Annotated in this window: 19 protein-coding genes and 1 pseudogene; 10 read left to right on the top strand and 10 right to left on the bottom strand. The window is 48.0% G+C overall.

Annotated features, from left to right (window positions below; genetic code table 11):
- Positions 1-6: 6 nt before the first annotated feature.
- The 6 genes and pseudogenes from NQ564_RS16310 to NQ564_RS16290 all read right to left on the bottom strand — a co-directional run bounded on the left by NQ564_RS16310 (position 7) and on the right by NQ564_RS16290 (position 8458).
- Positions 7-708: a glycosyltransferase family 32 protein gene (locus NQ564_RS16310; protein ID WP_008146987.1), complete on the bottom strand. Its 702-nt coding sequence runs from the start codon at positions 706-708 to the stop codon at positions 7-9.
- Between the two features lie 57 nt (positions 709-765).
- The gene (locus tag NQ564_RS16305; RefSeq protein WP_008146986.1) at positions 766-2232 is read right to left on the bottom strand and encodes a glycosyltransferase; all 1467 of its coding nucleotides are present in this window, start codon (positions 2230-2232) and stop codon (positions 766-768) included.
- Between the two features lie 8 nt (positions 2233-2240).
- Positions 2241-2957, bottom strand: coding sequence for a glycosyltransferase family A protein (locus tag NQ564_RS16300; RefSeq protein ID WP_008146985.1), 717 nt, complete (start codon positions 2955-2957; stop codon positions 2241-2243).
- Positions 2958-3004: 47 nt separating this feature from the next.
- Positions 3005-4039, bottom strand: coding sequence for a glycosyltransferase family 9 protein (locus tag NQ564_RS16295; RefSeq protein WP_008146984.1), 1035 nt, complete (start codon positions 4037-4039; stop codon positions 3005-3007).
- A gap of 297 nt (positions 4040-4336) precedes the next feature.
- A pseudogene (locus NQ564_RS19430) lies at positions 4337-4582 on the bottom strand (hypothetical protein).
- A 240-nt stretch (positions 4583-4822) separates the two neighbouring features.
- The gene (locus NQ564_RS16290) at positions 4823-8458 is read right to left on the bottom strand and encodes a glycosyl hydrolase 2 galactose-binding domain-containing protein (RefSeq protein ID WP_008146980.1); all 3636 of its coding nucleotides are present in this window, start codon (positions 8456-8458) and stop codon (positions 4823-4825) included.
- A gap of 143 nt (positions 8459-8601) precedes the next feature.
- Between NQ564_RS16290 and NQ564_RS16285 the strand changes: the two genes are divergently transcribed.
- From NQ564_RS16285 to NQ564_RS16270, 4 genes are all read left to right on the top strand, one after another.
- On the top strand, positions 8602-10182 hold the full coding sequence (locus tag NQ564_RS16285; protein WP_227963175.1) for a MutS-related protein: 1581 nt from the start codon (positions 8602-8604) through the stop codon (positions 10180-10182).
- A 295-nt stretch (positions 10183-10477) separates the two neighbouring features.
- Positions 10478-11332: an exodeoxyribonuclease X C-terminal domain-containing protein gene (locus NQ564_RS16280; RefSeq protein ID WP_008146974.1), complete on the top strand. Its 855-nt coding sequence runs from the start codon at positions 10478-10480 to the stop codon at positions 11330-11332.
- Between the two features lie 35 nt (positions 11333-11367).
- On the top strand, positions 11368-12480 hold the full coding sequence (gene pdxB, locus NQ564_RS16275) for a 4-phosphoerythronate dehydrogenase PdxB (protein ID WP_008146973.1): 1113 nt from the start codon (positions 11368-11370) through the stop codon (positions 12478-12480).
- A gap of 18 nt (positions 12481-12498) precedes the next feature.
- Positions 12499-13698 (top strand): MFS transporter, encoded by a 1200-nt coding sequence (locus tag NQ564_RS16270; RefSeq protein WP_008146972.1) that lies wholly within the window; start codon positions 12499-12501, stop codon positions 13696-13698.
- Between the two features lie 7 nt (positions 13699-13705).
- Here the strand turns inward: NQ564_RS16270 and NQ564_RS16265 are convergent, their stop codons facing one another.
- The gene (locus NQ564_RS16265) at positions 13706-14557 is read right to left on the bottom strand and encodes a helix-turn-helix domain-containing protein (RefSeq protein ID WP_008146971.1); all 852 of its coding nucleotides are present in this window, start codon (positions 14555-14557) and stop codon (positions 13706-13708) included.
- A gap of 155 nt (positions 14558-14712) precedes the next feature.
- Between NQ564_RS16265 and NQ564_RS16260 the strand changes: the two genes are divergently transcribed.
- Positions 14713-15903: a DUF4925 domain-containing protein gene (locus NQ564_RS16260; protein WP_039848006.1), complete on the top strand. Its 1191-nt coding sequence runs from the start codon at positions 14713-14715 to the stop codon at positions 15901-15903.
- A gap of 11 nt (positions 15904-15914) precedes the next feature.
- Entirely contained in the window at positions 15915-18584 is a 2670-nt protein-coding gene (locus NQ564_RS16255) for a TonB-dependent receptor (protein ID WP_008146969.1), read from the top strand.
- Between the two features lie 10 nt (positions 18585-18594).
- Here NQ564_RS16255 and purN read toward each other — a convergent pair whose 3' ends face one another.
- The gene (gene purN, locus NQ564_RS16250; RefSeq protein WP_008146967.1) at positions 18595-19164 is read right to left on the bottom strand and encodes a phosphoribosylglycinamide formyltransferase; all 570 of its coding nucleotides are present in this window, start codon (positions 19162-19164) and stop codon (positions 18595-18597) included.
- Between the two features lie 154 nt (positions 19165-19318).
- On the opposite strand from purN, the gene NQ564_RS16245 reads away from it, so the two are divergent.
- The 3 genes from NQ564_RS16245 to rnc are packed head-to-tail and all read left to right on the top strand — an operon-like array spanning position 19319 to position 21704.
- Positions 19319-19555, top strand: a complete 237-nt coding sequence (locus NQ564_RS16245; protein WP_005639879.1) for an acyl carrier protein — start codon at positions 19319-19321, stop codon at positions 19553-19555.
- A gap of 21 nt (positions 19556-19576) precedes the next feature.
- Positions 19577-20842 (top strand): beta-ketoacyl-ACP synthase II, encoded by a 1266-nt coding sequence (gene fabF / locus NQ564_RS16240; RefSeq protein ID WP_008146966.1) that lies wholly within the window; start codon positions 19577-19579, stop codon positions 20840-20842.
- A 1-nt stretch (position 20843) separates the two neighbouring features.
- The gene (rnc, locus tag NQ564_RS16235) at positions 20844-21704 is read left to right on the top strand and encodes a ribonuclease III (RefSeq protein WP_008146965.1); all 861 of its coding nucleotides are present in this window, start codon (positions 20844-20846) and stop codon (positions 21702-21704) included.
- Positions 21705-21737: 33 nt separating this feature from the next.
- On the opposite strand, the gene NQ564_RS16230 is transcribed toward rnc, so the two are convergent.
- Entirely contained in the window at positions 21738-22751 is a 1014-nt protein-coding gene (locus NQ564_RS16230) for an ATP-dependent 6-phosphofructokinase (protein WP_008146964.1), read from the bottom strand.
- A gap of 79 nt (positions 22752-22830) precedes the next feature.
- Between NQ564_RS16230 and NQ564_RS16225 the strand changes: the two genes are divergently transcribed.
- Complete coding sequence (locus tag NQ564_RS16225; RefSeq protein WP_008146963.1) at positions 22831-24345, top strand: GH3 auxin-responsive promoter family protein; 1515 nt, start codon at positions 22831-22833, stop codon at positions 24343-24345.
- Between the two features lie 29 nt (positions 24346-24374).
- On the opposite strand, the gene NQ564_RS16220 is transcribed toward NQ564_RS16225, so the two are convergent.
- Positions 24375-25163, bottom strand: a complete 789-nt coding sequence (locus NQ564_RS16220) for a phosphatase PAP2 family protein (RefSeq protein ID WP_039848005.1) — start codon at positions 25161-25163, stop codon at positions 24375-24377.
- Between the last annotated feature and the right edge of the window lie 155 nt (positions 25164-25318).

Genomic DNA, 25318 nt, shown 5'->3' with positions numbered 1-25318 from the left:
AATCCATTATCGTTTAAACAATGAAAAGCGCACCAAAACAATGATATGCTTTAATAAACGCTCTATCTTTCTTCCCAATTTATGTTTCCTCCAACTTCCATATACCTGATGATGTGCGAAGGCTTCAGGAAATCTCATCTTTTTACAGGGAGAAACATAATAACCTGGATAAATAACGATATTATCTTCCAAATGTTGCTCAATGTCTTCGGCTTTATATCCTTTCTTTTGAGCTATCTCAACCATTATCACAGGAGAAATTTTTATATCAAAAGAACCATCCGGCAAAAGAAAAGGGCGTTGATTATAGTAATCAAACATATCCTTGCAATATCGATTTCCCTTTTCACCTATCAGAAATGCAGCCTGTAGACGAATCTCCTCTCCAGCATATTCATTAAAAGAAACAAAGCCTTTTTCAGGAATGAATGAATCAAAACGTCTCTCAACCAATATGTCACTATCCATATAGACACCTCCTTCTTTATAAATAGCATAGAAACGAACTACATCCGCAGCAAAAGCCCACTTCTTAGCAGCCAACGCTTCATCTATAAACCGGCAACCGATAGATTGAGCATCTGCATAATTCCAAACCCTAACCTTATAGTCTGGTAACACACGTTCCCAACTTTTCAAACATATCTTTATCTCCACCGGATAAGGATCATCGCTAAACCAACACAAATGGATTATTTTAGGTACCATACATCAATCTCTTTTTAGTTAACACTATAACCGTGTTTATTATTCTCCAAACTCTTTTTATTCTTTTATTCCCGCATACAGCCTCATTAATTGAAAGCATTTACAAAAATCGAACCCTCTCACCTTCGCGTATTCATCCGCAAGAACAGCAAACATTTCCTGGGTACCCGGCAAGCGTTCAAAATTTTTGCAACCAACTTCCATCCCTATCTCCATGAAACGAATCCGATTTAAATCAATGATTTCGACTTTCACACCTCCATCCGTTTCCCTAAACAATATATTCCCACGGGAATAATCCTTATGCAGATAGCCATGTTCATGTAGAGCAGCTGTCGTACGGGCAATCGCACGAAGGACTTGTTCCTGACCTGGAAAATTATTTTTCATCAAATCATAATAGGTATAGGGGCATTCGGATTTCAGACTGACATAGTAACTCCGTATAAAAAACAAACCGGCTCTTTCGGTATAATAGGCTACGGGACAAGGGGAACCGATCCCCGACTTCAACAGCATATTTGCATATTCGTAAGAACGCTCCGCTTTCGAAGAACGGAACAGGCCATATACAATCTGATTCACCAAATTAGGCTTTCTAAAAGACTTAACCACCAAATCAAAGCCTTTACAATTAAATTCGCGCAATTCATTACGTCCCTTATAAATTACTTCTCCGTCTCCATTTTTAAAATGTACGGGAAGTACTTTTACAAAATCACTGAGCTCTTTATATACTTCGTTTATAAATACAACACGAGGATGGAATATACGATATATCCTATTGGTCAACTTCGACCATGTCCTTTTGTAACGTAATGGTCCTCCCAACTCGCGCTCAAAGAATTCAGGATATGAACGGTTCAGATAATCGATCACTTTCTTTTTTTGCAACCGGTCAGTGACACGTTTCGAGCCCCCCCGTACCCGATAATACATGGACAAACGCGGCAAAGTGACGACCTTTCCTCCATCTTTCAAGACTGCAATCCAAAAAGCCCAGTCTTCACGTGCCGTAATCTCTTCGGCATATCCTCCCACCCGCTCCCAATCACGTTTGTAATAAAGTGAACAGATCGGTATCATATTCTTACGAGCCAGCAAGTTTAACGAAAAAGGTGCCAGATTCCAGTTTCCTTTACGTCCGTCGAAAAACTCAGCTTTAGGACAGACTACCTTTACTTCAGCATCTGCCACAATTGCTTTCACGGCGTCACTAATAAAATCAGGACACATCTTATCGTCCGCGTCAAAAGGAAGAATCAACTCTCCTTCCGCCAGCGTTATAGCATGATTACGGGCAGCACAGGCTCCGGCGTTCGGTTGAGTATGGACTTTTACCCGTGAATCTTTCCGGGCATACTCTTTTGCGATCTCCAACGAAGCATCTTTTGAACCATCATTCATAACGACCACTTCAAAAGACGGATAATCCGAGGCTAACACAGAATCAAGCGTTTCCCCCAAATACTGCTCCATGTTATACACGGGCACGATTACCGAAACCAACGGCGAATATTCCATAAAGTCAATCAGATTTTATCGAGCCCTTTTGTAAACTTCAACCAGTAATACTTCAAGGGATTCGTATATTTAAGTTGTTTCCAAGGACGGCTGCCGTGCGGACGATGCCACACGGTCAACGTTGTAAACAGGTAGTTTGTGAAGCCTTTTTCCAGAGAACGATGCGAGATCGTCACATCGTGCCAGTTCTTTTCCGGGTCCAGTTGATGGAAATCGAAAGACTTCAGGAAAGACAAGGTCAGCAGGGAGCAACAGAAACTCAAATGCTTTTTCTCCGGAAAGACTTTGCCCTCCTTACCTTTAGCGTATAAATACGGATAATTGATGTTTTCCTGTTCGTCGACCGTTACGGCGGCGGCGATACCACAATCCGGACGTGCCAAAGCGCCATCAAACAGCGACTGCAACGTATGCTTCTTTACGATCACATCCGATTCGACGATCAAAAGCCCGGCATCGGCGGCAATTGCTTTTTGCTGTGCAGTCTGAAGGATCAAAAGATAGTTGGGAGAAGGATGATCGGTCAGATCTGACAAGTTAATCAGTTCGAAGCCCATCTTCTCAGAGGCTTCACGAAGACGTGCCGTATTTTCATCCGTGCTGAAATCATTATATACATAATAATGATAAGGAACCGTAAAGTCGGATGACAGGATCGACTCGATTGTCTGTAAAGTCAGCTCTATCGAATCTTTCACCGGGGTAATGATATGTAATTGTTTCATTTTCCTTCTTTTTTAATTTCACTCTCTGAATCTATATTTACAGCCTGCTATTGTTCTGCCAAGGCGGCTTGCACACGGGACACGATCTTTTCTGCCGGCAACTGCGTCAAACAAGCCCAGTCTCCTCTGGAACATTCTTTCTGTCCGAATTGCGAACAGGGACGACAAGGCAACGGCAACCCGATCACATCCTCCGGACGTTGCCGATAGCCATAGAAACCAGTATAAATATGTGTCGCCCCCCAGACGGACAACACACGAGTGCCGACCAACGAGGCAAAATGCATATTCGCCGAATCCATGCTAAGCAACAGGTCCAACTGACTAATTAACGCCAATTCATTATCAAGCGTATATTTACCCACCACATTCTTTACACGCGGATAGCGATAGGCCCACTCCTCCAATACCGCCTCTTCATATCCTTTTGCTCCGAACAGGAATAAAGTCAGGTCTTCCCTTTTAGAAAGAGTAGCCACTACCTGCTCCATTTCATCAATCGGATATACCTTGCCCTGATAACGGGCAAAAGGAGCGACACCTAACCATTTCCCGGTCTTGACTCCGGCGATAGCTTCCATTTTCGACAAATCTGCCGGCCGCGACTCATATAAAGAAGTAAAAGATTCGGTATAGGCCAATCCTGCCGCACGGAACACGTCGGCATACCGCTCGATAACAGTCGGCAGCGGTTCCAGCTTCTTGTTTTCCCTGCGCATAAGAGGAGGATATTTTTTTCGGATTTTATCCAGGATGTAGACCGGCTTTCCTTTCATCCGAAAAGCGGCACAGATGATCCAAGTCCGGATCACATCCTGCAAATCCAGGACAATGTCGTAATCGAATTTCACCAAAGCAGAGGTAAACCGCAAAAGACCGACCAGCCTTTTCTCCGCCCCTTTGGTGCTGATGCCTATCACTTCCAGATTAGGTGGCCGGTTTATGAATACCGGCATCATAAACGCCTGCGTCAACACCGTAAACGAATCTTGTGGATTAGCTTTGGCTGCGGAATAGATGACCGGAAGAGTCATCGCCACGTCGGCAATCGCAGCGAGTCGTATCACTAATATCTTTGCCATTTATTTCTTATCGTACATTTTCATTTGCTTATAGACCTTCATATGTTCACACCCGGCTTTTGAATACTCTTCACCTCATAAAGGTTATGTACCGTAGCATCTATATGGTTAGTGATATGATATGCATTCGTAGCCTGCTCAAAAACCCGGCAACACTTCTCGCTGAAACTCATACAGTTCAATTTACTTAGTAAATACAGACGTACAAAGATAGCAAGTTTTTTTATCCTTTCAGCATATCGCTTTTTTTTTGTCCAGGCAACCGCACCAAAATCACGATCAAATATCATTTATATTCTATTGGGCCAAAATGGTCATTAGCAAACATAAGGGACTATTTGTGTTAAAAAAGCAGGTATTCCGCCTGATTATAATCGGAAACAGTGCATAAAACCTCCTCGGACAAGGCAGATAAACAGCTCTACATCCCTGTTCCAGTTTCATCAAGATCCGGGTCCCCACATCTTCCACACCCGGATCTCCCGCGTCCCGCTACCCGGGCCTGAAGAAACTTTTCAAGTTGTTTTGCAAAAAAACTTTTATACGAAGATGTCCGTACTAAAAACAAGGATGGATTATCCCTTATGATTTTTAGTGTGGTTGCCCTATTTTTTTGTCAGGGAAAGAATATAACAGGAGATGTGTCGAAACAAAATCCTACTTACTAATAGACATAATTTAGGCACGGATTACACGGAAAGAAAATAAATTTATCCGTGTAGATCTGTGCCTAAAGAATCATAATAAAGGTGTTTTGCACGCCTCCATTGCCTACTTATAATATTATTCCACGTTATACCCGGTAATCAGGACCTTACCTTCATTGCCTCTGGTATCTTCATCTTTCCAGCTCATGCGAACTTCCTTCTTTTCACCCGGAAGCAAAGAGAAGTAGTTGTCGGAATAGAATACCGGCAGAAGCTGCTGGCCGTCTTTGCTACCGACAACATTGAGGCGAATCATCAAAGCCGGTGTAGACGTCTTGTTTTCGATAACGGACACGGCGCTCCAGGTTCCGTCTGCATTCTTATCCACGGTTGTCGTGGATTGCAAAGCGACCTTTGCCAACTGGCGCAGATCCTGGTAGTTGTTTTCTTCCAGGCTTCTGTGATAGAAGTTGTCAGAAACGACTTTGCCGTTTTCGGTCAGGACCATTTTGATGAAGTGTACCTTCGATAGGTTGGCCGGGAATGCCAACTTGATACATTTGTTGGTCGTATCTTCATTGCTATCGACAGTCGCTTCCTTTTCCCAAGCTACGGATGCATCCATATTCAGGATCTGAACTTTTGCAGTCAGCCCCTTATGTGTCCCGGCGCTGTAGTTGACCACTTCCACCTCATCCGTTGCCGGATTCCACTGGATATGCAGCGGTTCGGAAGCCTTCTTGATTGCGAAATAGGCGGCAGTCGGCTCGAAATAATAATCATACGTCTGCCATACCATAGAAGGCCAGCAAGAATGGCTCATCCACATCAACAGACCTTTACGGTTCTGGCTTCTGGACTCGAACAAACTGCGGTGGCCGTCGTAGTTCACCCACTGTGCCAATTCGGCAAACTCTTTCGCACTCTGCGGTTCGCCATACCCTTTCGCGATGATCTCGTTGAAAGAGGTACAGCCCTGTGCCCCTTCGCGTGTATAGTCGTGCATACCCCACTGGTTGTCCTGCGGCCAGATTCCTTCCGGCGAGAAGGTGCGGAGCATGCTTTCGTAGGTCATGACGTTCGGCATTCCTCGTTCACTATGGAACTTGTCATTGCCGGTCTTCAGCGTGAAATACTCTTTTGCCGGAAGCATACGGTACGGGCCGTGACCGCTCACCACATCGTCAGCCGAGCTGGAGATATAATGGATATCCGGATGGTCTTCCTTGATGATACGGCGTAACGCCTTATCGATCTGTTCGGGCGGGAAACCCTCGTTACGTCCGCAGTAGAGGCCGATAGAAGCATGGCTACGGATACGTTTTACATAATCTTCCGCATTGGCGATAAACATTTCCGGGTAATACGGATCAGGACCATCAGCCGGATTTGCCAGCCAGAAGTCCTGCCAGATCATGATACCGTGGCGGTCACAGGCTTCATAAAGTTCCTTGTCACCGATCATGCCGACCCAGTTACGCATCATCGTAAAGTTCATATCGGCATGATAAGCCACGGCGATATCATATTCACGGGCACGGTAGTTCAGGTTGGATTCACCGAAACCCCAGTTACCTCCACGACCGATAAAGCGGCGCCCGTTGATAAAGAGACTCAGGATATGGTTATCTTCATTAAACGTCATCTGACGGATACCGACCTTAAAGTCTTTCGCATCCGAAACGGCATCTCCTACTTTGAACGTAAAGTTCGCATCATACAGGTTCGGCGCACCATACCCTTTAGGCCACCACAGACGCGGATTCTCCATCTTCAACTGCGGGAAATCCTTGACATCGAAGACGACCGTCTTCTCTTCTCCAGCCGCTAAGGAAACAGGTTTCTGGAATGTGATATTTCCGACCTTGCCTTCCAACGTACCGTTTACCGTATTGGCATCGTGGTTCTTCACGATCACCTCAGCCGTCAACGTAGCGGAAGTCGTATCGGGCAACGGCAAGACAGAGGTAACAAGCGGATCGGCCACCGTCACCTTCCCGGTAGAAGTAAGGAAGACATCGTTCCAGATACCGATATTGCGTCCACGGACAGTCGGAATCCAGTCCCAACCGATCGTTGCATGGAACGTCGGGTTATCAGCCCCTAAGATTCCACCATTAAAATCCGTGCTCTGTTTATTCTTTTCCTTGATCGCCCCGATATGATTATTCCGAATGATCTCTACAGCCACCACATTCTTGCCCGGAGCGACAACATCCGTCACGTCGAACTTACCCCGCATAAAGGCTCCTTCGATACGGCCCAATTTCTTTCCGTTCAGATAGACATTCGCTTTCCAGTTGATGCCGTCGAAGTTCAGGAACAGGCGATCCTGCTTGAATCCTTCGGGTACTTCAAACTCGTCGCGATACCAGAAGTTGGACCAGAAGAAAGACTCGGATACCTGCAACTGGTTATCCGCATAGTTCGGATCGGCAATTGCCCCGATATTCTTGTAGCTGCTCAATACCGTTCCCGGTACTGTCGCCACGATCCAGTTCTCCGGTTTAAACTCCGGGGTCGAGATTTCTTCGCCCGAAGCGTTCACTTCCGAAGCACGTTGCAGTCTCCAGTTGCCACCAGAAAGGTTCATTTCCCCCTTTGACACCGCAGGAGAAGCCACAGGCCGGGCAACCAGACCGCCTTTCCCCATTACTTCCATTTCGCTCAGGATATAGCGACTGCCGTTCGCCGGCTCTTGCATCAAGACACGCACATAACGGGCCTGCAGCTTGTCGTTCAAGGTGATCTCATCGTTCAACCCGTCACCTCCCGGCAACTCGGCTGCATCTTTCCACTGTTTGGCATCGTCCGATACCTGTATCTTACCCTTCACGGCTTTATTGATCCAGTGCAGGTTCACTTTGTCAAATTCAGACCGGCTGCCCAAATCCACATACAGCCATTCTTCACCTGCCGTTGCACTCATCCAGGCACTATTGAAGAACTGGGACGGCTTCATCTCCACCAGTCCGTCCCTATCCAGGAAGTTCGCCTCCGTAAACACCCAGTCATGAGCACCCGCCATCTTCAGCAGTACACGGTAGGCGGAGTAGGTGACCTCTTTATCGAAAGTTATCGTTTCATTCAATTTACGGACCGGCATAGTCGTCGTCTGGTCGGTCTGCTTGTTCGGGTCGGTCACCGGGACACGATAAGAGAGCGCTTTACCCGGCAGCCCGCTACCGCTCAGCTTCCCTATCTCTGTCCAGTTCTGCCCGTCATTAGAACCCTGGCAGATAATTTCATATCCGCCTTTCGAAACCTTATCGTCATAAACGACTGTTCCCACCAAAGAGAGTTTACCGGCCGCTTTGCTATAGTTTGCCAGCGTAAACTGAAAATAAGTATCTCCTCCGGTAAAAGTATTCCGTGAATAAGGACCTTCATCGATCATCCATTCGCGTTCCCGTCTCGGGACATCGCCTTCGGGAGTCGACAAGTTCAGATACTGCGGCTGCTTGTCGGAAACAAGGCCGTCTGTAGCCAACTGCGCTACCAGATTGTAGTCATGGCTGGAAGAGGCAAAAGCAGAACGCAGAAGGGCTATGTTCCGGTAAGTCGAATGATCCGGAGCCAGGGAAGGAGAGAAATCTTCCTCCGGGTTGCCCGGGTACTGCCCGATGCCGCGTGTGTAATAGTCCGACCGTTCAAACGACTTGTCGGCCGTCGCACCTGTCCCACTACATCCCCAAAGAACCAGCGATGCCATCGCCGCCCCGCAAAGGGTGAGAACACGAGTGCTCTTTTTCTGTACATTAAAAGTGTTCATATATGAAAGTTTGCTTGATTTTGTGCTTTTTGAACGCCCTAACCTCTTCTAAAAAGAAGTTTGCACAAACTTACGGAAAAAACCGAGATATAAATCACGATTTATGTCTAAATTTGTCTCTATCACCAATACAAACATTACAAATGGGACGAAGAGCAAGGAGCTACGCAGGCGAGATCAAAAGCGAGACGTTCAACCTCACCGATATCTCCGCTTATTTCCGGTACAGGAAAGAGGTGGAAGGAGACAACCTGCTATCCGACCAAACCTATTCGGACTTAGGAGTGGAAGAGTTGTTTACTTTTGCTGACAGGACTGTTTCGAGAGTCGGACAACAATACCTGTACCAGACCTTACGGTCCGTTCCCCAAGCGGCAGGCGAGATCAGCCGGCACGAAGAGATCATCCGTCATTTGCAGGCGGACAGCCATCTACGGGAACGACTGGCCAAAACACTATCCCATTTGCGCGACACCGAAGCCTACAGTATCGTACGATTATTGGCAGACGAGCAACCAGCCGCCTCCACAAACCGAAAGGTCACTTTTGCTATCTTGAAATGCCTTCCGGCTCTGTTCCTACTTCTCTATCTGCTCCTTCATATACCTGCCTGCGGGTTGTTCTTCCTGGTTGCCATTATCTTGAATGCCGGAATCCACTACACCTACAAGCCTAAAAGCATCGACTATATCTATTCCGTCCCCCAACTTATCAAACTGTTAGGGACGGCAGAGAAGCTATGCAAAATCCCAGAACTAAGCAAGTTGGCGACAGACATTCCGGATGCCTTGGCCACGCTCAAGCCTATCCGGAAAACCGCCCTGTTCCTCCGCATGGAGAACAAGCTACAAAGCGACATGGCCGCCCTTGCCTGGCTCTGCACCGAGCTGCTGCATATCTTCTTCCTGACAGAACCGTTCTCTTTCCTGCAATCCGTCTCTATCCTCCGGAACAAGTGCCGGGAGATCGAAACGGTCTACCGGTTCGTCGGGCTGACGGACTGCCTGTTGTCCGTCTGTTTCCTGCGGGAACATCTGCCCTACTATTGCCTTCCCGGAATACCGGAAGAGAGGCACAGACTGGCCAGTCAAGAGATGTACCATCCTTTGATAGAAGACTGTATCGCCAACTCCATCGACATACAAGACAGATCGGTCTTGCTGAACGGATCGAACATGTCCGGCAAAACAACTTTTATCCGCATCATCGGCATCAATGTCCTGTCGGCACAAACCCTGCATACGGCATTCGCCCGTTCTTTCCTTCTGGCCACCCCTTTAAATATATATTCCGCCCTGATGCTTGCCGACGATCTGTCTGAAGGAAAAAGTTTCTATATGAAGGAAGTAGACACTATCAAAGAGATGATCAGCCGGAATCAGAAAGGGACAGCCAACCTCTTCCTGTTCGACGAGATATTCAAAGGCACGAACACCACCGAACGGATTGCCGCTGCCAAAGCCGTCCTATCCTACCTGAATACCCACGATAATATCATCGTCGCTTCCACCCACGACACGGAATTGGCAACCTTGCTCGATAAGGAATATGATCTTTACCATTTCAGCGAAGTGATTGAGGGCGAAACCTTTTTTTTCGATTACAAACTCAAAAACGGTCCCCTCTACCAGCGCAACGCTATCCGCCTGCTGGAAATAAACGGCTTCCCGCCGATCGTTATCCGGGATGCTTATCAGACGATAGAAGGAATGACTAAACAATAAACCACCTTCACCCTTGTACACTTTGATAATTAAAATGTTTTAAAATATGGTGAAGCCAAATAGGTGGTTTGAATATAAGAAAATGAACAATTAAAGTTGGAAAAACATGGATATTGTCAATATTTTTCTCGATCTTCGTTCACAGCTCATATTGTCAGTATGAATGGCATGAATAAAGATTGCCTTCAGCACATGATTTGGAAACAAAGACAGTGCTAAAACAGTTGAATCTGTCCATAATGCACAATAAACGCAAAACGGGCAGTATGTCAAAACATAAAAAGGAGGTATCGATATGGCAAATCCCAGATTACCCAATATAACAGAGGCGGAACAGGAGCTCCTGTATGAGAAGTTGAATATTTATAACCAAGGGAAAGCCTCGTATAAGGAGGCAGGGTGCTACCTTGTGGTCTTACCGAGAGAAGGGCATCCGAACTACAGCCTGTGGTTCTATACGCCTTTGCTCGACAAGCGATGCATCCTGTTTATCGAAGACTTGAAAACGGACATTATCCAGTCGCTGCGCATCGTCACTTCCGAATTGTGGTATGCCAACCGTCAGATCCTAATCACGGACTACAACGAGAAAAGGATGTCGACACATGGGGATGACCTGATCGCTTTCGGCAAATACCGTGGACATTTCCTGTATGAAATCCTGCGGATAGATCCGGGCTACGTGAACTGGATCGCCTTTAAATATACCCCTACCATCCCCAAGCAGGAACGTTTCGTCAAAATGGCACAAGCCTACAACTGCGTCTACCTGGACAAGATGCTCAAAAAGAAATATCAGCCACGCCCTACCAGCCGTTTCTTAGGAAAGAAAGGGGACAAGCTGTCCAATCTCACCCTAAAAATAACCAAAGTACGGGTGGAAGACGACCCGTACAGGACCCATGTCATCGGGACGACTCCAGTCTTCTTCGTCCGCCAGCGCCTGACGGCCATCGATGCGAGCGGCAACCTGGTCAACCTGACCTTTGCCTCCGGCAATCCCAGCCATGCCTCCGGACAGCTGCCCTCCCTGGAACATGCCTACCGGCCGGGTGAAGTGCTACATATCTCTTCGGCACGTATCGCCGCGACATTTGAAAGTTACGGCATACAGTACACGCGGCTGAATTATGTCAAGATTGGAAAATAATCCCTACCTTTGCCTTCTCGAAAAAGGACAGCAAGATGAAAATAGTCGCCGACAATACCGTTCCTTATCTGAAAGGAATCGCAGAACCGATCGCAGAGGTAAACTATCTCACTTCTAAAGAGTTTACACCGGAAAACGTAAAGAATGCAGACGCACTGATCGTGCGGAGCATAGACAAATGTACCCGCGAACTGCTCGAAGGAAGCCGGGTGAAGTTGATTACCAGCGCCACGATAGGTTTCGACCATATCGACACCCGATATTGCGACGAGGCAGGTATCGCCTGGAAGAACTCACCGGGATGCAATGCCGTTTCGGTCGCCCAATATGTATTCGCCGGATTGCTCACGATTGCACTCCGAAAGGGTGAACCCCTACAGGGGAAGACGATCGGGATCGTCGGAGTCGGCCATGTCGGAAAAGAGGTGGAAAAGTTATGCTCGGCCTACGGGATGAACGTGCTCCGTAACGACCCGCCACGCGCAGAGGCAGAAGGAGAAGACGGCTTCGTCCCGCTGGATACGATCGCAGAGCAAGCTGACATCGTCACCTTCCACACGCCGCTGACAAAAGAAGGCCGTTTTGCCACCCGCCACCTGGCAGGAGAAGACTTCTTCCGTAAGCTCCAACGGAAACCTTGGTTCGTCAACGCATCCAGGGGGGCCGTCCATAATACGGATGCCCTATTGCATGCCCGGAAAGAAGGCAAGATCGGCGAACTGATCTTGGACTGCTGGGAAAACGAACCGGATATAAACCGGAAACTGCTGGAACTGGCCACGATAGCCACCCCACATATTGCCGGCTTTTCGGCAGACGGGAAAGCCAACGGCACGCGTATGTGTTTGGAGAACATTGAAAAGTTCTTCCAGGTGAAGATCGAGAAGATCGGCGAAGTAGTTCCGCCAGTCCCCGAAACTCCGGTTATCGATTTGGACCGGTTTGACGGAAACCGGATTGAACAGGCGATCCTGACCGGTTTCAACCCGCTTACCGTGGACCGGGCGCTACGGGAACATCCCGACAGATTCGAATGGTTCCGGGCTAACTATCATCACCCAAGAGAATACGGTGCATACACAATCGTCCATGCAACCCCGGAAGAAGCCGGACTGCTCCGAAGATTGGGGTTCGGAATCCAACAATAACACAAACAAAACGGAACAATGGCAAAAGACAAACTTATATCACCCAGCTTCTGCTATATCTTAGCAGCCAACTTTTTGCTGTTCTTCGCATTTTATCTGATATTGCCGATCCTGCCGTTTTACTTGCAGGACCAATTCGATGCGGATAAATCGATGATCGGTTTTATCCTGTCATGCTATACCATTGCTGCTCTCTGCATCCGTCCGTTCTCCGGATATCTGCTGGACACATTCGCCAGACGGCCGTTGTATCTCTTAGCCTACTCCGTCTTCATGGTCATCTTCGCCGGATATATGATCGCCAGCCTGCTGAGCATCTTTATTGTGCTCCGTATCCTGCACGGCTTCGCCTTCGGCATGGTGACAGTATCGGGCAATACGATCGTGATCGATATCCTACCCTCCTCCCGCCGTGGCGAGGGGATCGGTTACTACGGGTTGGCAAATAATACGGCCATGAGTTTCGGACCGATGACAGGGTTGTTCATGCACACCAGCTTCTCTTACGAAATGATTTTCGCTTGCTCGCTCCTCTCCTGCCTCCTCGGCTTCATCATGGCCTATTTGGTCAAGACGCCACAGAAACAACCGATAAAGAAAGAACCGATCTCGCTGGACCGTTTCTTTTTGGTGAAAGGCGCTTGGGCAGGTATCTCCTTGCTGCTGCTCTCCATACCCTACGGCATGACAACCACATACGTGGCCATGTATGCCGATGAGATCGGGATTTCCGTCAATTCGGGATTATATTTCACCTTTATGGCGATCGGTCTGGCTGTCTCGCGCATGTTCTCCGGGCGGCAGGTCGACAAAGGGAGGATCACGCTGGTCATCTCGTTAGGAATGTATCTTGCCGCCGCCAGCTTTTTCGGGTTGGCAGCTCTGGAAAGGCTGATGCGGTGGAATCCGTCTTTCACTTCTTATCTGTATATCGGGATTGCCCTTTCACAAGGAGTCGCATTCGGTACGATGTTCCCGGCTTTCAATACCCTGTTCGTCAACCTTGCCCCCAACAGCCAGAGGGGAACAGCGACTTCCACCTATCTCACCAGTTGGGATGTGGGGATCGGGATCGGACTGATGATAGGCGGAAGCATTGCACAGGCTTTCGGGGGATTCAACTACGCTTACCTGTTCGGAGCGTGCCTGACCATTCTCTCAACACTGTTCTTTTTATTGAAAGCAGGTCCTCATTTCAACCGGAACAAACTGAGGTAAAGTCAGCTTAGCTGTTGCGATACTCCAGCGGTGACATCCCCACGTAGCGGCGGAAATACTTGTCGAAGAAAGCGACGTTGCTGTAGCCCAGTCCGATAGAAATTTCCTTGATCGGGAGATTCGTTGATTTCAGTTGAGCTTTGGCATCCATTATCACGACATTGGCAATAATATCGAGGGCTGTCATCCCGGTCGTCTTTTTGATCACATAACAGAAATGCGGCAAGGTGATCCGCAGTTTTCCGGCATAGAAAGAGGCGCTCCGCTCTTTCGTATAATATTGCCAGACAAGCTGCACGAACTCGCGGGCGATCTCCTTGTCACGGCTCAGAACCGGTTCTTTCCAGGTATTGAACTTCCTGTACATATTGACTACCCCTTGAATCAGTAGGTCGAGGACCGGTTTCAAGCTGTCGGTAAAGAGGATAGAATCAGGAGCGTTGTCGGCCCGTACTAGCAGGGAGAAAAAATCCTTATAGATAGTGGCGGCATTACCGGGTAAAGGGACTACCGGATTCTCGATGATCGTAACAATCAGGTTGGAGATCGTCCGGATAAAATTGATGCTTTCCAGAAAACGGGAAGAAAAAGCGACGAAACAAACCTCCGCATCTTCCGACACTTCATGGATCTGGATAAAGGTATTGGGTAGCAAGGTGATGAAATCGTTCGCCCGCGCCGTATGTTCATCCAGGTTTATCGTCACACGGATCGTCCCCCGCGTACAAAAGGCAAACACGCCCGCTTTTATCTTACAGGGAAAAAGCCCGTACATGTTCAGGATGTCGCCCGTAATACCATCGCCTACAATAAAATCCTTCGGAATATCGAATTTAGGCAAGTCAACGTCTATCTTCATAAAACATCGTTTTGTTGTTTCAAAAGTAGCAAAATATGTTTAGCTCGCCTAACAATCTTAAAAATAGAATATTTATTCCCAAACATGGAGATTGTTTGATTCAAACTTAAACCTGTTCTTTGTATCATCCTATAATATAACTAAAAGCGAAATACATGGACAGAAAATCAATATGCAGTTTCCTTTACGCCATGATGCTGGTTATTCTCTTGATAGCCTGCAATGACGATGATGATTATGACGGCCTTGCCCCGGCGAAACTGAGCGGGACCTACTCTAACAAACTAAGCGCCCCGGCAAACGGAGATCCCCTTATTTTAAGCTATAACGGGAATACATTTATCGGGAAAGACGTGGAGTTTAAGACGGATGACGGGAAAACCGCACACATCATTCTTAAATATGTATTACCACACGATAAAGAAACGACTGTTGCCGATATCTCTCTGACAGCAGGTTCCGACAGCTATTCCTTCAGTGGCGACGCAACTGCTTCAACCGGTACGGCGTTTCATTACCAGGGCAGCATACAGGCCGGAAGGCTGGTGCTGGAATTGTCGGACATCATGATTCCGGAGAACCGGCTACAGACGAACGGGACTTGGCATATCGCCCATGAAAATGCCTCTTATTATAATGTAGATAACGGCAGCATACAGACGATGATCGGAATGCTGTATAACCTGGTAGGCGGCAAACTGGTCAGTAACCTGATCAGCTCTGTGCTGGACGGTCTGACTTTCCAGGCGGACGGGAACATCATCGCCCGCTATGCTCCCCTGCCTGACTCGATCCAGATAGGAAGTTTGATAGGCAGCTACATCAAACATCCGGCAAACGACTGGACCGCTTCGCCACCCAACCTAGCAACTTATTATGTGGAAGACAATACATCCATATATGTAATCCCGCAGATCGACATGATCATCCGCCAGATGATGATAAACAGACAGACGAAAACCGACTCCGGGGATAGCTCTATGGAAAATGCGCTACTGGCGGCCTACCAGAAGATCAATACCTGGTCTACAACCGGCATCAAAATGACGATCCTCGAAAGCGAAGACCCGGCAAAAGGCGATCTCATCCTGCTCCTCGATAAATCGGAAATCCAGGAATTGTTTGCCCTACTGGACATTGTGAAGGTCTTTATCCCGGAAGAGACGCTTAACGCACCCGTCATGGACCTGATCGGCAACCTGATCCCGCCCCAGTTCACAAGTATCGTAGCCATACTCCTGAAAGGGAAAACGTTCGGCGCAATCCTGGACCAGTTAAGCCAGGAGCTGAATGCAATTCCCATCGAGATCGGTATCTATTTATACAAGGACAAAACCGTCAATTAAAAGCAATTCACATGAAAAAGCTATATATCCTGATTTTTACCCTGCTGCTTTTCACCGGGGTTACACTCGGACAAACAGTGAAAGGGCATGTCTATGACGCGGAAACCCATGAACCGCTACCGGGCGTCAACATCACCTACAAAAAAATAAACGGGGATACGAACGGAACCATATCGGATACCGACGGAGCCTACGAAATCGCACTGCCGGACGGTGGAGTCGACCTCCTGTTCAGTTACATCGGATACGAAAACGAACGACTCCCGTTGATGCTCCGCAAAGGGGATATCAAGACAAAAGATGTCTATATGCACATCAAAGCCAACTTGCTGGGGGATGTGGTGATCAGTGCCGGACGCTTCGAACAGAAACTAAGTGACGTCACCGTTTCGATGGATCTGCTGAAGGCGGGCGATATCGCCAAGCAGGCCCCTACCGACCTTAGTTCGACACTGAACACAATGCCGGGCGTGGATATCAACGACAAGCAGCCCTCCATACGTGGCGGAAACGGATGGACATACGGGGTCGGTTCGCGCAGCCTTGTGCTGGTGGACGGTATGAGCGCCCTGAGTTCGGGCAACGGAGTGATCAACTGGAACATCGTCCCGCTCGAAAACATCGAACAGGTAGAAGTGATGAAGGGTGCCTCCTCCGTACTCTACGGTTCATCGGCTCTGAATGGGGTGATCAACATCCGCACGAAACGGCCGGGACTCACGCCGACTACAAGCGCCCGAGCCTATGTCGGGGTCTACGACCATCCGGCTCATGACGAATACGAAGGGGTGGATCTCTCGCACGCACGACGGATCGGGAACTTCGATGTGTCGGGAGGACTCAACCTGTTTTCCGACGATGGATACCGCGAGCAGGGATACAACCGGCGCCTGCGGCTCGGAGGCAATATAACATACCACCATCCGATGAAAGAAGGGAAGCTCCTGAACTATGGGTTCAATTTCAACTATCTGGCCGACAAATATGCCGACTTCTTTATCTGGCGCTCTCCAGTGGAAATCTACCGGCCGTCGTCCATCGCCAACATGGGACGCAAGGGGAACACCTTCTATATCGACCCGTTCTTCAATTTTACCAATCCGGCTAACAACACCTCGCATAAGATCAAGACCCGTTTCTATTACCGGGGAGACAACATCATCGACGGAAGCTCCACCCGCAAGTCGCTCGACAATATCTTAGGTAATATGGGAAGCGATGCCACCACCGTCAACGCCTATATCGACAACATCAAGAACGGAGACTACAGCCCTTTCTTCCCGCTTATCCAGCCGATATTGCAAGGAGACCTGAACGGGATCGTGGATGGAGCCGTCAACATTCTGAACGGAGTATTCCCGACTGCCACGACTGCCGACTACTGCGACCTGATCTCCTGGGTGATGAACAACAACAAGGAGAATGTGCCTAAAGGGACAGACAAGAACTATACTTACTATGTAGACTACCAGTTCAATAAGAAATGGGATAACGGAAGCCAGATCACCGCCGGGGCGACCTACGAACATATGAAAAGCGTTTCGAAAACGACCGGGACACACGACAGCGACAATGCCGCCCTGTTCGTCCAATACGATCAGCGCTTCTTCGACCGCCTGAGCGTATCGGCCGGTATGCGTGCCGAATACTACCGGGTGGACAACTACCTGCGGGAAGCGGAAACCAAACTGTTCGGAACCAAGATTCCAGTCAAACCGATCTTCCGTGCCGGACTGAACTACCAGCTTGCCGACTACAGCTTTATCCGCGCCAGCTTCGGGCAAGGTTACCGCTATCCTTCGCTAACCGAGAAATATGCCCGCAAAGACATCGGTGGTGTCGGCGTATACCCGAACAAAGAGGTAAATGCCGAAAAGGGTATGAACGTTGAACTGGGGTTCAAACAGGGATATAAGTTCGGAAACCTGACAGGCTTCTTTGACCTGGCGGGGTTCTATACCCAATATACCGACATGATCGAGTTTCGCTTCGGAATCTTCAACAATACGACTTTCCAGTACATTAACGGCACGCACGACCTCCTGAGCATGATCACCCAGGGTCAGATGCCGGGGATCGGAGCCCAATTCTATAACGTGTCGAAAGCACGTATCTACGGAGCGGAAATCAGTACAAACGGCATCTATACGTTCAACCCCAATACCACATTGAGCTATAACTTAGGGTATGTATTCATCGAACCGGAAGACGCCGGCTACAAAAAAAAGAACGAAGAAGAAGCGGCCTACAACGATCCGATGCACATGAAAGAGAAGTCCAACACATCCAAATACCTGAAGTACCGCCAGAAACATACCGTAAAAGCCGTCCTCGACTTCCAGTGGAAACGATTGACGTTGGGAACCAATATCGTGTGGAAAAGCAAAACGTTGGCCGTCGACTACCTGATGGTGGACGAGCGGGCGAAAGAGCAGCCGGAGATTATGGACTACGTGCGCAACATCCTCTTCGGCAATGTGAACGGGCAAACACTTCATTCCTATTGGGCGAAGAACAACACGCCCTACTGCGTGATCGACCTGCGTGCGGGCGTGAAGATCACGAAGGAACTCTCTTTCCAGTTCATGGTGAACAACTTGTTCAATAAAGAATACAGTACACGCCCGATGCTCGTTTCCGCACCCCGCACCTACGTCATTCAGCTGAGCGCGAACTTCTGATACAATCCGGTCAACGGGTTGCAAGCAAATCTTCTATGATCTTAGGATAATGGGCGTATTCGAGTGCGTGCACTTTCGCAGCAACCTCTTCCGGCGTATCGGACGGCAGAACCGGACAGGTTGCCTGGAAGATAACCGTCCCTTCGTCGTAATGTTCGTCTATGTAATGGATGGTAATGCCAGTCTCCCGTTCACCGGCAGCAACGACCGCCTCGTGCACATGCATTCCGTACATGCCTTTACCGCCGTATTTAGGCAAAAGGGCGGGATGAATATTGATGATTTTACCCGGATAGGCATTCAGTAGGGGATCGGAGATCTTATTCATGAAGCCGGCAAGAACAATCAGATCCGTATCATATTCCGCAAGTTTTGCCAGGACAGGTTCCCCATCTGCAAATTCCTCCCTCGAAAAGACAAAAGAAGGAACCCCCAACTTATTCACCCGGGCATGTACGCCTACATTCCGGTTGTTAGACAAAACAAGCGCCACTTTAATAGTTTCACTTTTAGAGAAATATCGGACGATATTCTCCGCGTTCGTACCCGAGCCAGAGGCAAAAACTGCTACGTTTTTCATGTTTTCTCCTATTTTTGTGCACAAGAAAAGAAAAAATGTGCAGTTTTCCACATTTTTAGTGCATTAAATTTGTTTTGTAACATAAAAAATTCTTTTCTTTGCACTGCAAATTTAAAAAGTATATTCGTATTTATTAATCTAAATTGAAAAAGTTATGTCTGAAGTTGCTGAAAGAGTAAAAGCTATCATCGTTGACAAATTAAGTGTTGAAGAAACAGAAGTTACAAACGAAGCAAGCTTTACTAACGATTTAGGAGCAGACTCTCTTGACACTGTAGAACTGATTATGGAATTCGAAAAGGAATTCGGTATTTCTATTCCTGATGATCAAGCAGAAAAGATTACAACTGTAGGCGACGCCATTGCTTACATCGAAGCTAACGCGAAGTAATCAATCCTTTTAATTAAAGGTATGGAATTAAAAAGAGTTGTGGTAACAGGTCTTGGAGCTATTACTCCTCTTGGTAATACTCTCCCGGAAACATGGGAAGGTATTATCAATGGGAAGAGTGGAGCCGGGCCTATTACTCAGTTTGATGCATCCAAATTCAAGACACAATTTGCATGCGAAGTAAAAGGCTTCGACCCGTTGACAGTAATGGATCGTAAGGAAGCCCGCAAGTGTGACCGTTATAGTTTATTCGCAATAAATGCCGCAAAACAAGCGATTGATGATGCAGCTATGGACTTGGACAAGGAAGACAAGAACCGTATCGGCGTTATCTTTGCCTCTGGTATCGGTGGTATCAAGACATTCGACGAAGAAGTGTTAGGATATGCAAAGATCAAAGATACGATCGGTCCTAAGTTCAATCCTTTTTTCATCCCGAAGATGATCTCCGATATCGCAGCCGGACATATCTCCATGCTTTACGGATTCCACGGTCCCAACTTTGCGACAGTATCAGCTTGTGCATCTTCAACCAACGCGATCAGTGACGCGTTCAACTATATCCGTTTAGGAAAAGCTAACGTGATTATCACCGGTGGTGCCGAAGCCGCTGTTTCGGAATCAGGTGTCGGCGGGTTCAACTCGATGAATGCACTGTCGACCCGCAACGATTCACCCGAAACTGCTTCCCGCCCATTCAGCGCAAGCCGTGACGGATTCGTTATGGGAGAAGGAGCAGCCTGTCTGGTCCTGGAAGAAATGGAACATGCCTTGGCTCGTGGAGCTAAAATATATTGCGAGATTGCCGGAACCGGCATGTCTGCCGATGCTTATCACCTGACAGCTTCCCATCCGGAGGGATTAGGAGCCAAGTTGGTTATGCGTAACGCACTGGAAGACGCGGAAATGACTCCGGAAGACATCGATTACATCAACGTTCACGGAACCTCTACCCCGGTAGGAGATATCTCGGAAGTAAAAGCGATCAAAGAAGTTTTCGGAGATCACGCTTACAACCTGAATATCAGTTCGACGAAATCAATGACCGGACACCTTTTAGGGGCAGCTGGAGCGATCGAGGCAATACTCTGCATCAAGGCTATAAACGACGGTATCATTCCTCCGACGATCAACCATGCGGATGGTGATGATGATCCTGAAATAGATTATAAACTGAATTTCACATTCAATAAGGCTCAAAAAAGAGAAGTGCGGGCAGCACTGTCCAATACTTTCGGGTTTGGCGGTCACAATGCTTGTGCTATTGTTAAAAAATTTGTGAAGTAACGTGTTTACAAAGCTATACAAAAGAATAAGGCTCCTCAAGAACATGAATAAGGAGCCTTATTCTTCTTTATACAAGATACTCGGTTTTTATCCCGATAACATCCACCTTTATGAACAAGCCTTCCACCATAAATCCTCTTCCATAGAAAGCAGTGACGGCAGATGGCTGAACAATGAACGGTTGGAGTTTTTGGGCGATGCCATATTGGATGCGGTCGTAGCCGACATCGTTTTCAACCACTTTCAGAACAAGCGGGAAGGTTTCCTGACCAATACCCGCTCCAAAATCGTACAGCGTGATACACTGAACCGCGTTGCCGTCGAACTGGGACTCGAAAAGATGGTCGTGTATTCCGCCAAAGTAAACTCCCACAACAACTACATGTATGGAAATGCCCTTGAAGCACTGATCGGTGCAATCTATCTGGACCAGGGCTACGAAGTCTGCTATAACTTCATCCAAAATGTGCTCATCAAGAAATATGTCAACCTGGAAACAATCGCCCGTAAAGAGGTCAATTTCAAATCGAGCCTGATCGAATGGAGCCAAAAGAACAAGCTTGAAATATCATTCGACTTGATCGAATCATTTACCGATAACGACGGAAACCCGGTGTTCCAGACTGGCGTGACGCTCTCCGACACGCAGATAGGAGTCGGCATCGGCTATTCGAAAAAAGAATCCCAGCAAAGCGCAGCCAAGATGGCGATCAAAAAGTTGCGGACCGACAAGACATTCCAGCAATTCATCTCAGAGCTCAAAAAAAAGAAAACCGGCGAGAACACAGCCGATAACGAGTTCGAAGACCTACCTGAAGAAGCAATGGCAATTGAGAAAGGAGAATTGAAAATTGAGAATTAGTTTTTCTCTCCTCTAATTGTCAATTCTTCTTTTTCAATTTCCGAAGGAGATTCCCATTCGCTTTCCCTGAACGATCAGATCGTGTTCGGGAGTCACCAGTTTCAGTTTACCGGCTACTTCCGAAAGAGGAATCGACTCGACCTCATTTCCTTTCATACAGACCATACGTCCGAATTGTCCGTTTGCGATCAGCTCCGTAGCATGTCCGCCCAAACGGGTAGCCAAGTTACGGTCGAAGGGGGAAGGATTACCTCCGCGCTGGATATATCCCAAAACGGTATCACGGCTCTCTATCCCGGTCGCTTCCTCTATGACACGCGTCACATAAACGGAAGGGCGCTCCTTGTCGGGCGTTTCGATCCCTTCGGCCACAACCACGATAGAATAAGGCTTACCACGACGGGCACGATCCAGAATCACTTCGTTTATTTTGTCCATGTCAAAACCCAATTCAGGCAGCAGGATTACATCGGCACCTCCAGCCATGCCGGCATACAACGCAATCCATCCAGCATGGTGTCCCATCACCTCCACCACCATCACCCGCTTGTGCGAACTGGCAGTCGAATGCAGGCGGTCGATCGCTTCGGTCGCGATATTGACAGCCGTATCGAAACCGAACGTTATGTCCGTTCCCCAGATGTCGTTATCGATAGTCTTCGGCACACCGATCACATTCAAGCCCATCGCCGAGAGCATACCGGCGGTTTTCTGTGTCCCATTGCCACCGATACAGACGAGGCAGTCCAGACCGAGCTCCTCATAATTCTGCCTGATGAGCTGCGGTTTCTCACTTTCGCCTGAAGCCAGAAGTTTACGGAAAGGTTTCTCACGGGAAGTCCCCAAGATCGTACCGCCCAGGTTCAGGATACCTGAAAGGCTGCGTTCGTCGAAAGTCTGGACATCTTTATTCAGCAGGCCGACAAAGCCGCTGTGTATACCGATGACTTCCATGCCATAGTGCATAATGGCCGTTTTACCGACACCGCGTATCGTGGCGTTTATTCCGGGACAGTCGCCACCGGAGGAAAGGATACCTATTTTCATCGTTTTTCGGGATTAAGTACTCATTGCACAAAGATAGGGAATTTATCGTATCTTTGCATGCAATTCAAACAACAGGAGCATGGATATTCTGACAAATACAATATCACTACTCTTCCGCCCCAGGCAAAAAGAGATCGCAAAGTTTGCCCAGGATGCAGACGCCATCCAACACAAACAGTTGAAGTCCCTTTTGTCTACCGCCCGAAATACCGAGTGGGGGCTAAAATACGACTACAAAAGTATTCAAGGATATGCAGACTTTTGTGAGCGGATTCCCTTGCAGACCTATGACGACATAAAACCATACGTCACCCGTATGATCAACGGAGAAAAGAATATTCTCTGGCCTTCGGTCGTGCGGTGGTACGCAAAAAGCAGCGGCACCACAAACGACAAAAGCAAGTTCCTTCCCGTCACACCCGAAATTCTGAAAGGGTGTCATTACAAAGGTGGTTTCGACACCGTTTCCATCTATTTACGGAATCATCCCGACAGTCATTTTTTTGCCGGCAAAGGGTTGATATTGGGCGGAAGCCACAGCCCTTCCCCTTTGAACCGGAATGCACATTGCGGGGACCTTTCCGCCGTCCTGTTACAGAATCTGAACCCTCTTGTCAACCTGATCCGCGTCCCCGACAAAAAGATTATCCTGATGGATGAATGGGAAAGCAAGATCAAGGCGATCGTCGAGAGCACTTGGAAAGCCGACGTGAACAGCTTGTCCGGTGTTCCCTCCTGGATGCTGGTACTGATCAAGGCGGTATTGCAAAAGGCAGGAAGCGAATACCTGACAGATGTCTGGCCCAATATGGAGGTATTCTTCCACGGCGGGATCAGTTTCGAACCGTACCGGGACCAGTACAAGGCGTTGATCCCTTCCAACCGGATGCATTACATGGAAACCTACAACGCATCGGAAGGATTTTTCGGTCTCCAGGACGATCCGGCAGAACACAGCCTACTGCTGATGATCGACTACGGTGTCTTTTATGAATTTATCCCGATTAACGAGGTAGGTAGAGAACACCCGACCGTCCTTCCGTTGGAAGCTGTAGAGGTGGGGAAAAACTACGCGATGGTGATCACGACCTCCGGCGGATTATGGCGTTACCAGATCGGTGATACAATCCGTTTCACTTCCCTTTATCCGCACAAATTCGTGATATCGGGACGTACCAAGAACTTTATCAATGCCTTCGGAGAAGAGTTGATGGTAGACAATGCCGACAAAGCGATCAGCAGCGTCTGCCGCCAGACAGGAGCCAAAGTGAAAGAATACACCGCCGCTCCCCTCTTTATGCTTGACAAGGCGAAAGGCCGCCATCAATGGATGATCGAATTCGAGAAAATGCCGCCTTCGCTGGATAATTTTGCCTCCTTACTGGATAAGGCTTTACAGCAGCTTAATTCCGACTACGAAGCCAAACGCTATAAAGAAATTTCCCTCCAACCGCTGGAAATCCAAGTTGCCCGCGAAGGGACCTTCTACGAATGGCTTCGCAGGAAAGGGAAATTAGGCGGCCAGCACAAAATACCCCGTCTCAGTAATGACCGGACGTTTATCGAAGAGCTGGAAAAGATTTATAACTTATGATTTATCATCGGCATCTAAATCACAAGTCATCAAAATTTCCATGACAAATAAAGGCCTCCCCCAGTAGGACCAAGCGCCGGAGCGACAACCAGGCGATCACTTCCCTTCATATTGATTTTACGGGCGATCGCGTTACGGATGGGAAAATAAGTCAGATAGGCAAGTTCGACAGAAAGGATACCGAAACCAGCTCCCGCCACCACATCGGCCACCCAATGCCGGTTGTTATACAAGCGTGAACAAGCAACGAAAGTCGCCAGCGCATAACCGGAATAGGCTAAAACCGGGCTGCTGTCCTTAAATTCCTTCCAGGCGATATGCGCCCCTAAGAAAGCATTGGCGGTATGTCCGGAAGGGAACGAATGGGGACCGCCGTCAGGACGTATTTCACCTACAGTATATTTGACTGTCCGTGTCATGGCGGCATTGAAGCCTTCGGCAATGACAACCAGACAAAGCTGGTCCACCCAATTATGTTTCTCCTTCCCCATCAGGTCGCAGACAAAAACCCACCCCAGCATGCCCCATTCCATATAATCGTCGATCCGTATCTTCTTGACAGAATCTTTGCGGGAAAAGAGGTGGAAATCGTTCATCCCGTCTATGGCAGTGCCAATCGCCCCGACTGTTATCAAGGAGGCAGGAAGGATCAAGCTTTTCGGTTTGAATTTATATTCGACGACAGACATCCGGGATACACTGTCCTGTACTCCCGTATCGGATACGGAAAGACGGAAGGGCGGTTCGCAAACCGCTCCTACCGTTGTAAATATTGTAAACTGGAATAATACCAGCAGGATGCAAATAAAAGATTTCACTAAATGCCTTATTGATTTTCGCCCCCAAAGGAACAAAAATCTTCTTACATCGCAACTATCGATTTGCTATTTCTTAACGGTAAAACGGGATGTGTCAAATATCGGCATTCATGGGACACAGATGACACATACAAGCACTGATTAACACAGATACT

Source organism: Parabacteroides johnsonii DSM 18315 (assembly GCF_025151045.1).
Taxonomy (GTDB): Bacteria; Bacteroidota; Bacteroidia; order Bacteroidales; family Tannerellaceae; genus Parabacteroides; species Parabacteroides johnsonii.
Note: the sequence above shows the minus strand (reverse complement) of the source record. Positions and strands in the feature narration are given on the sequence as shown.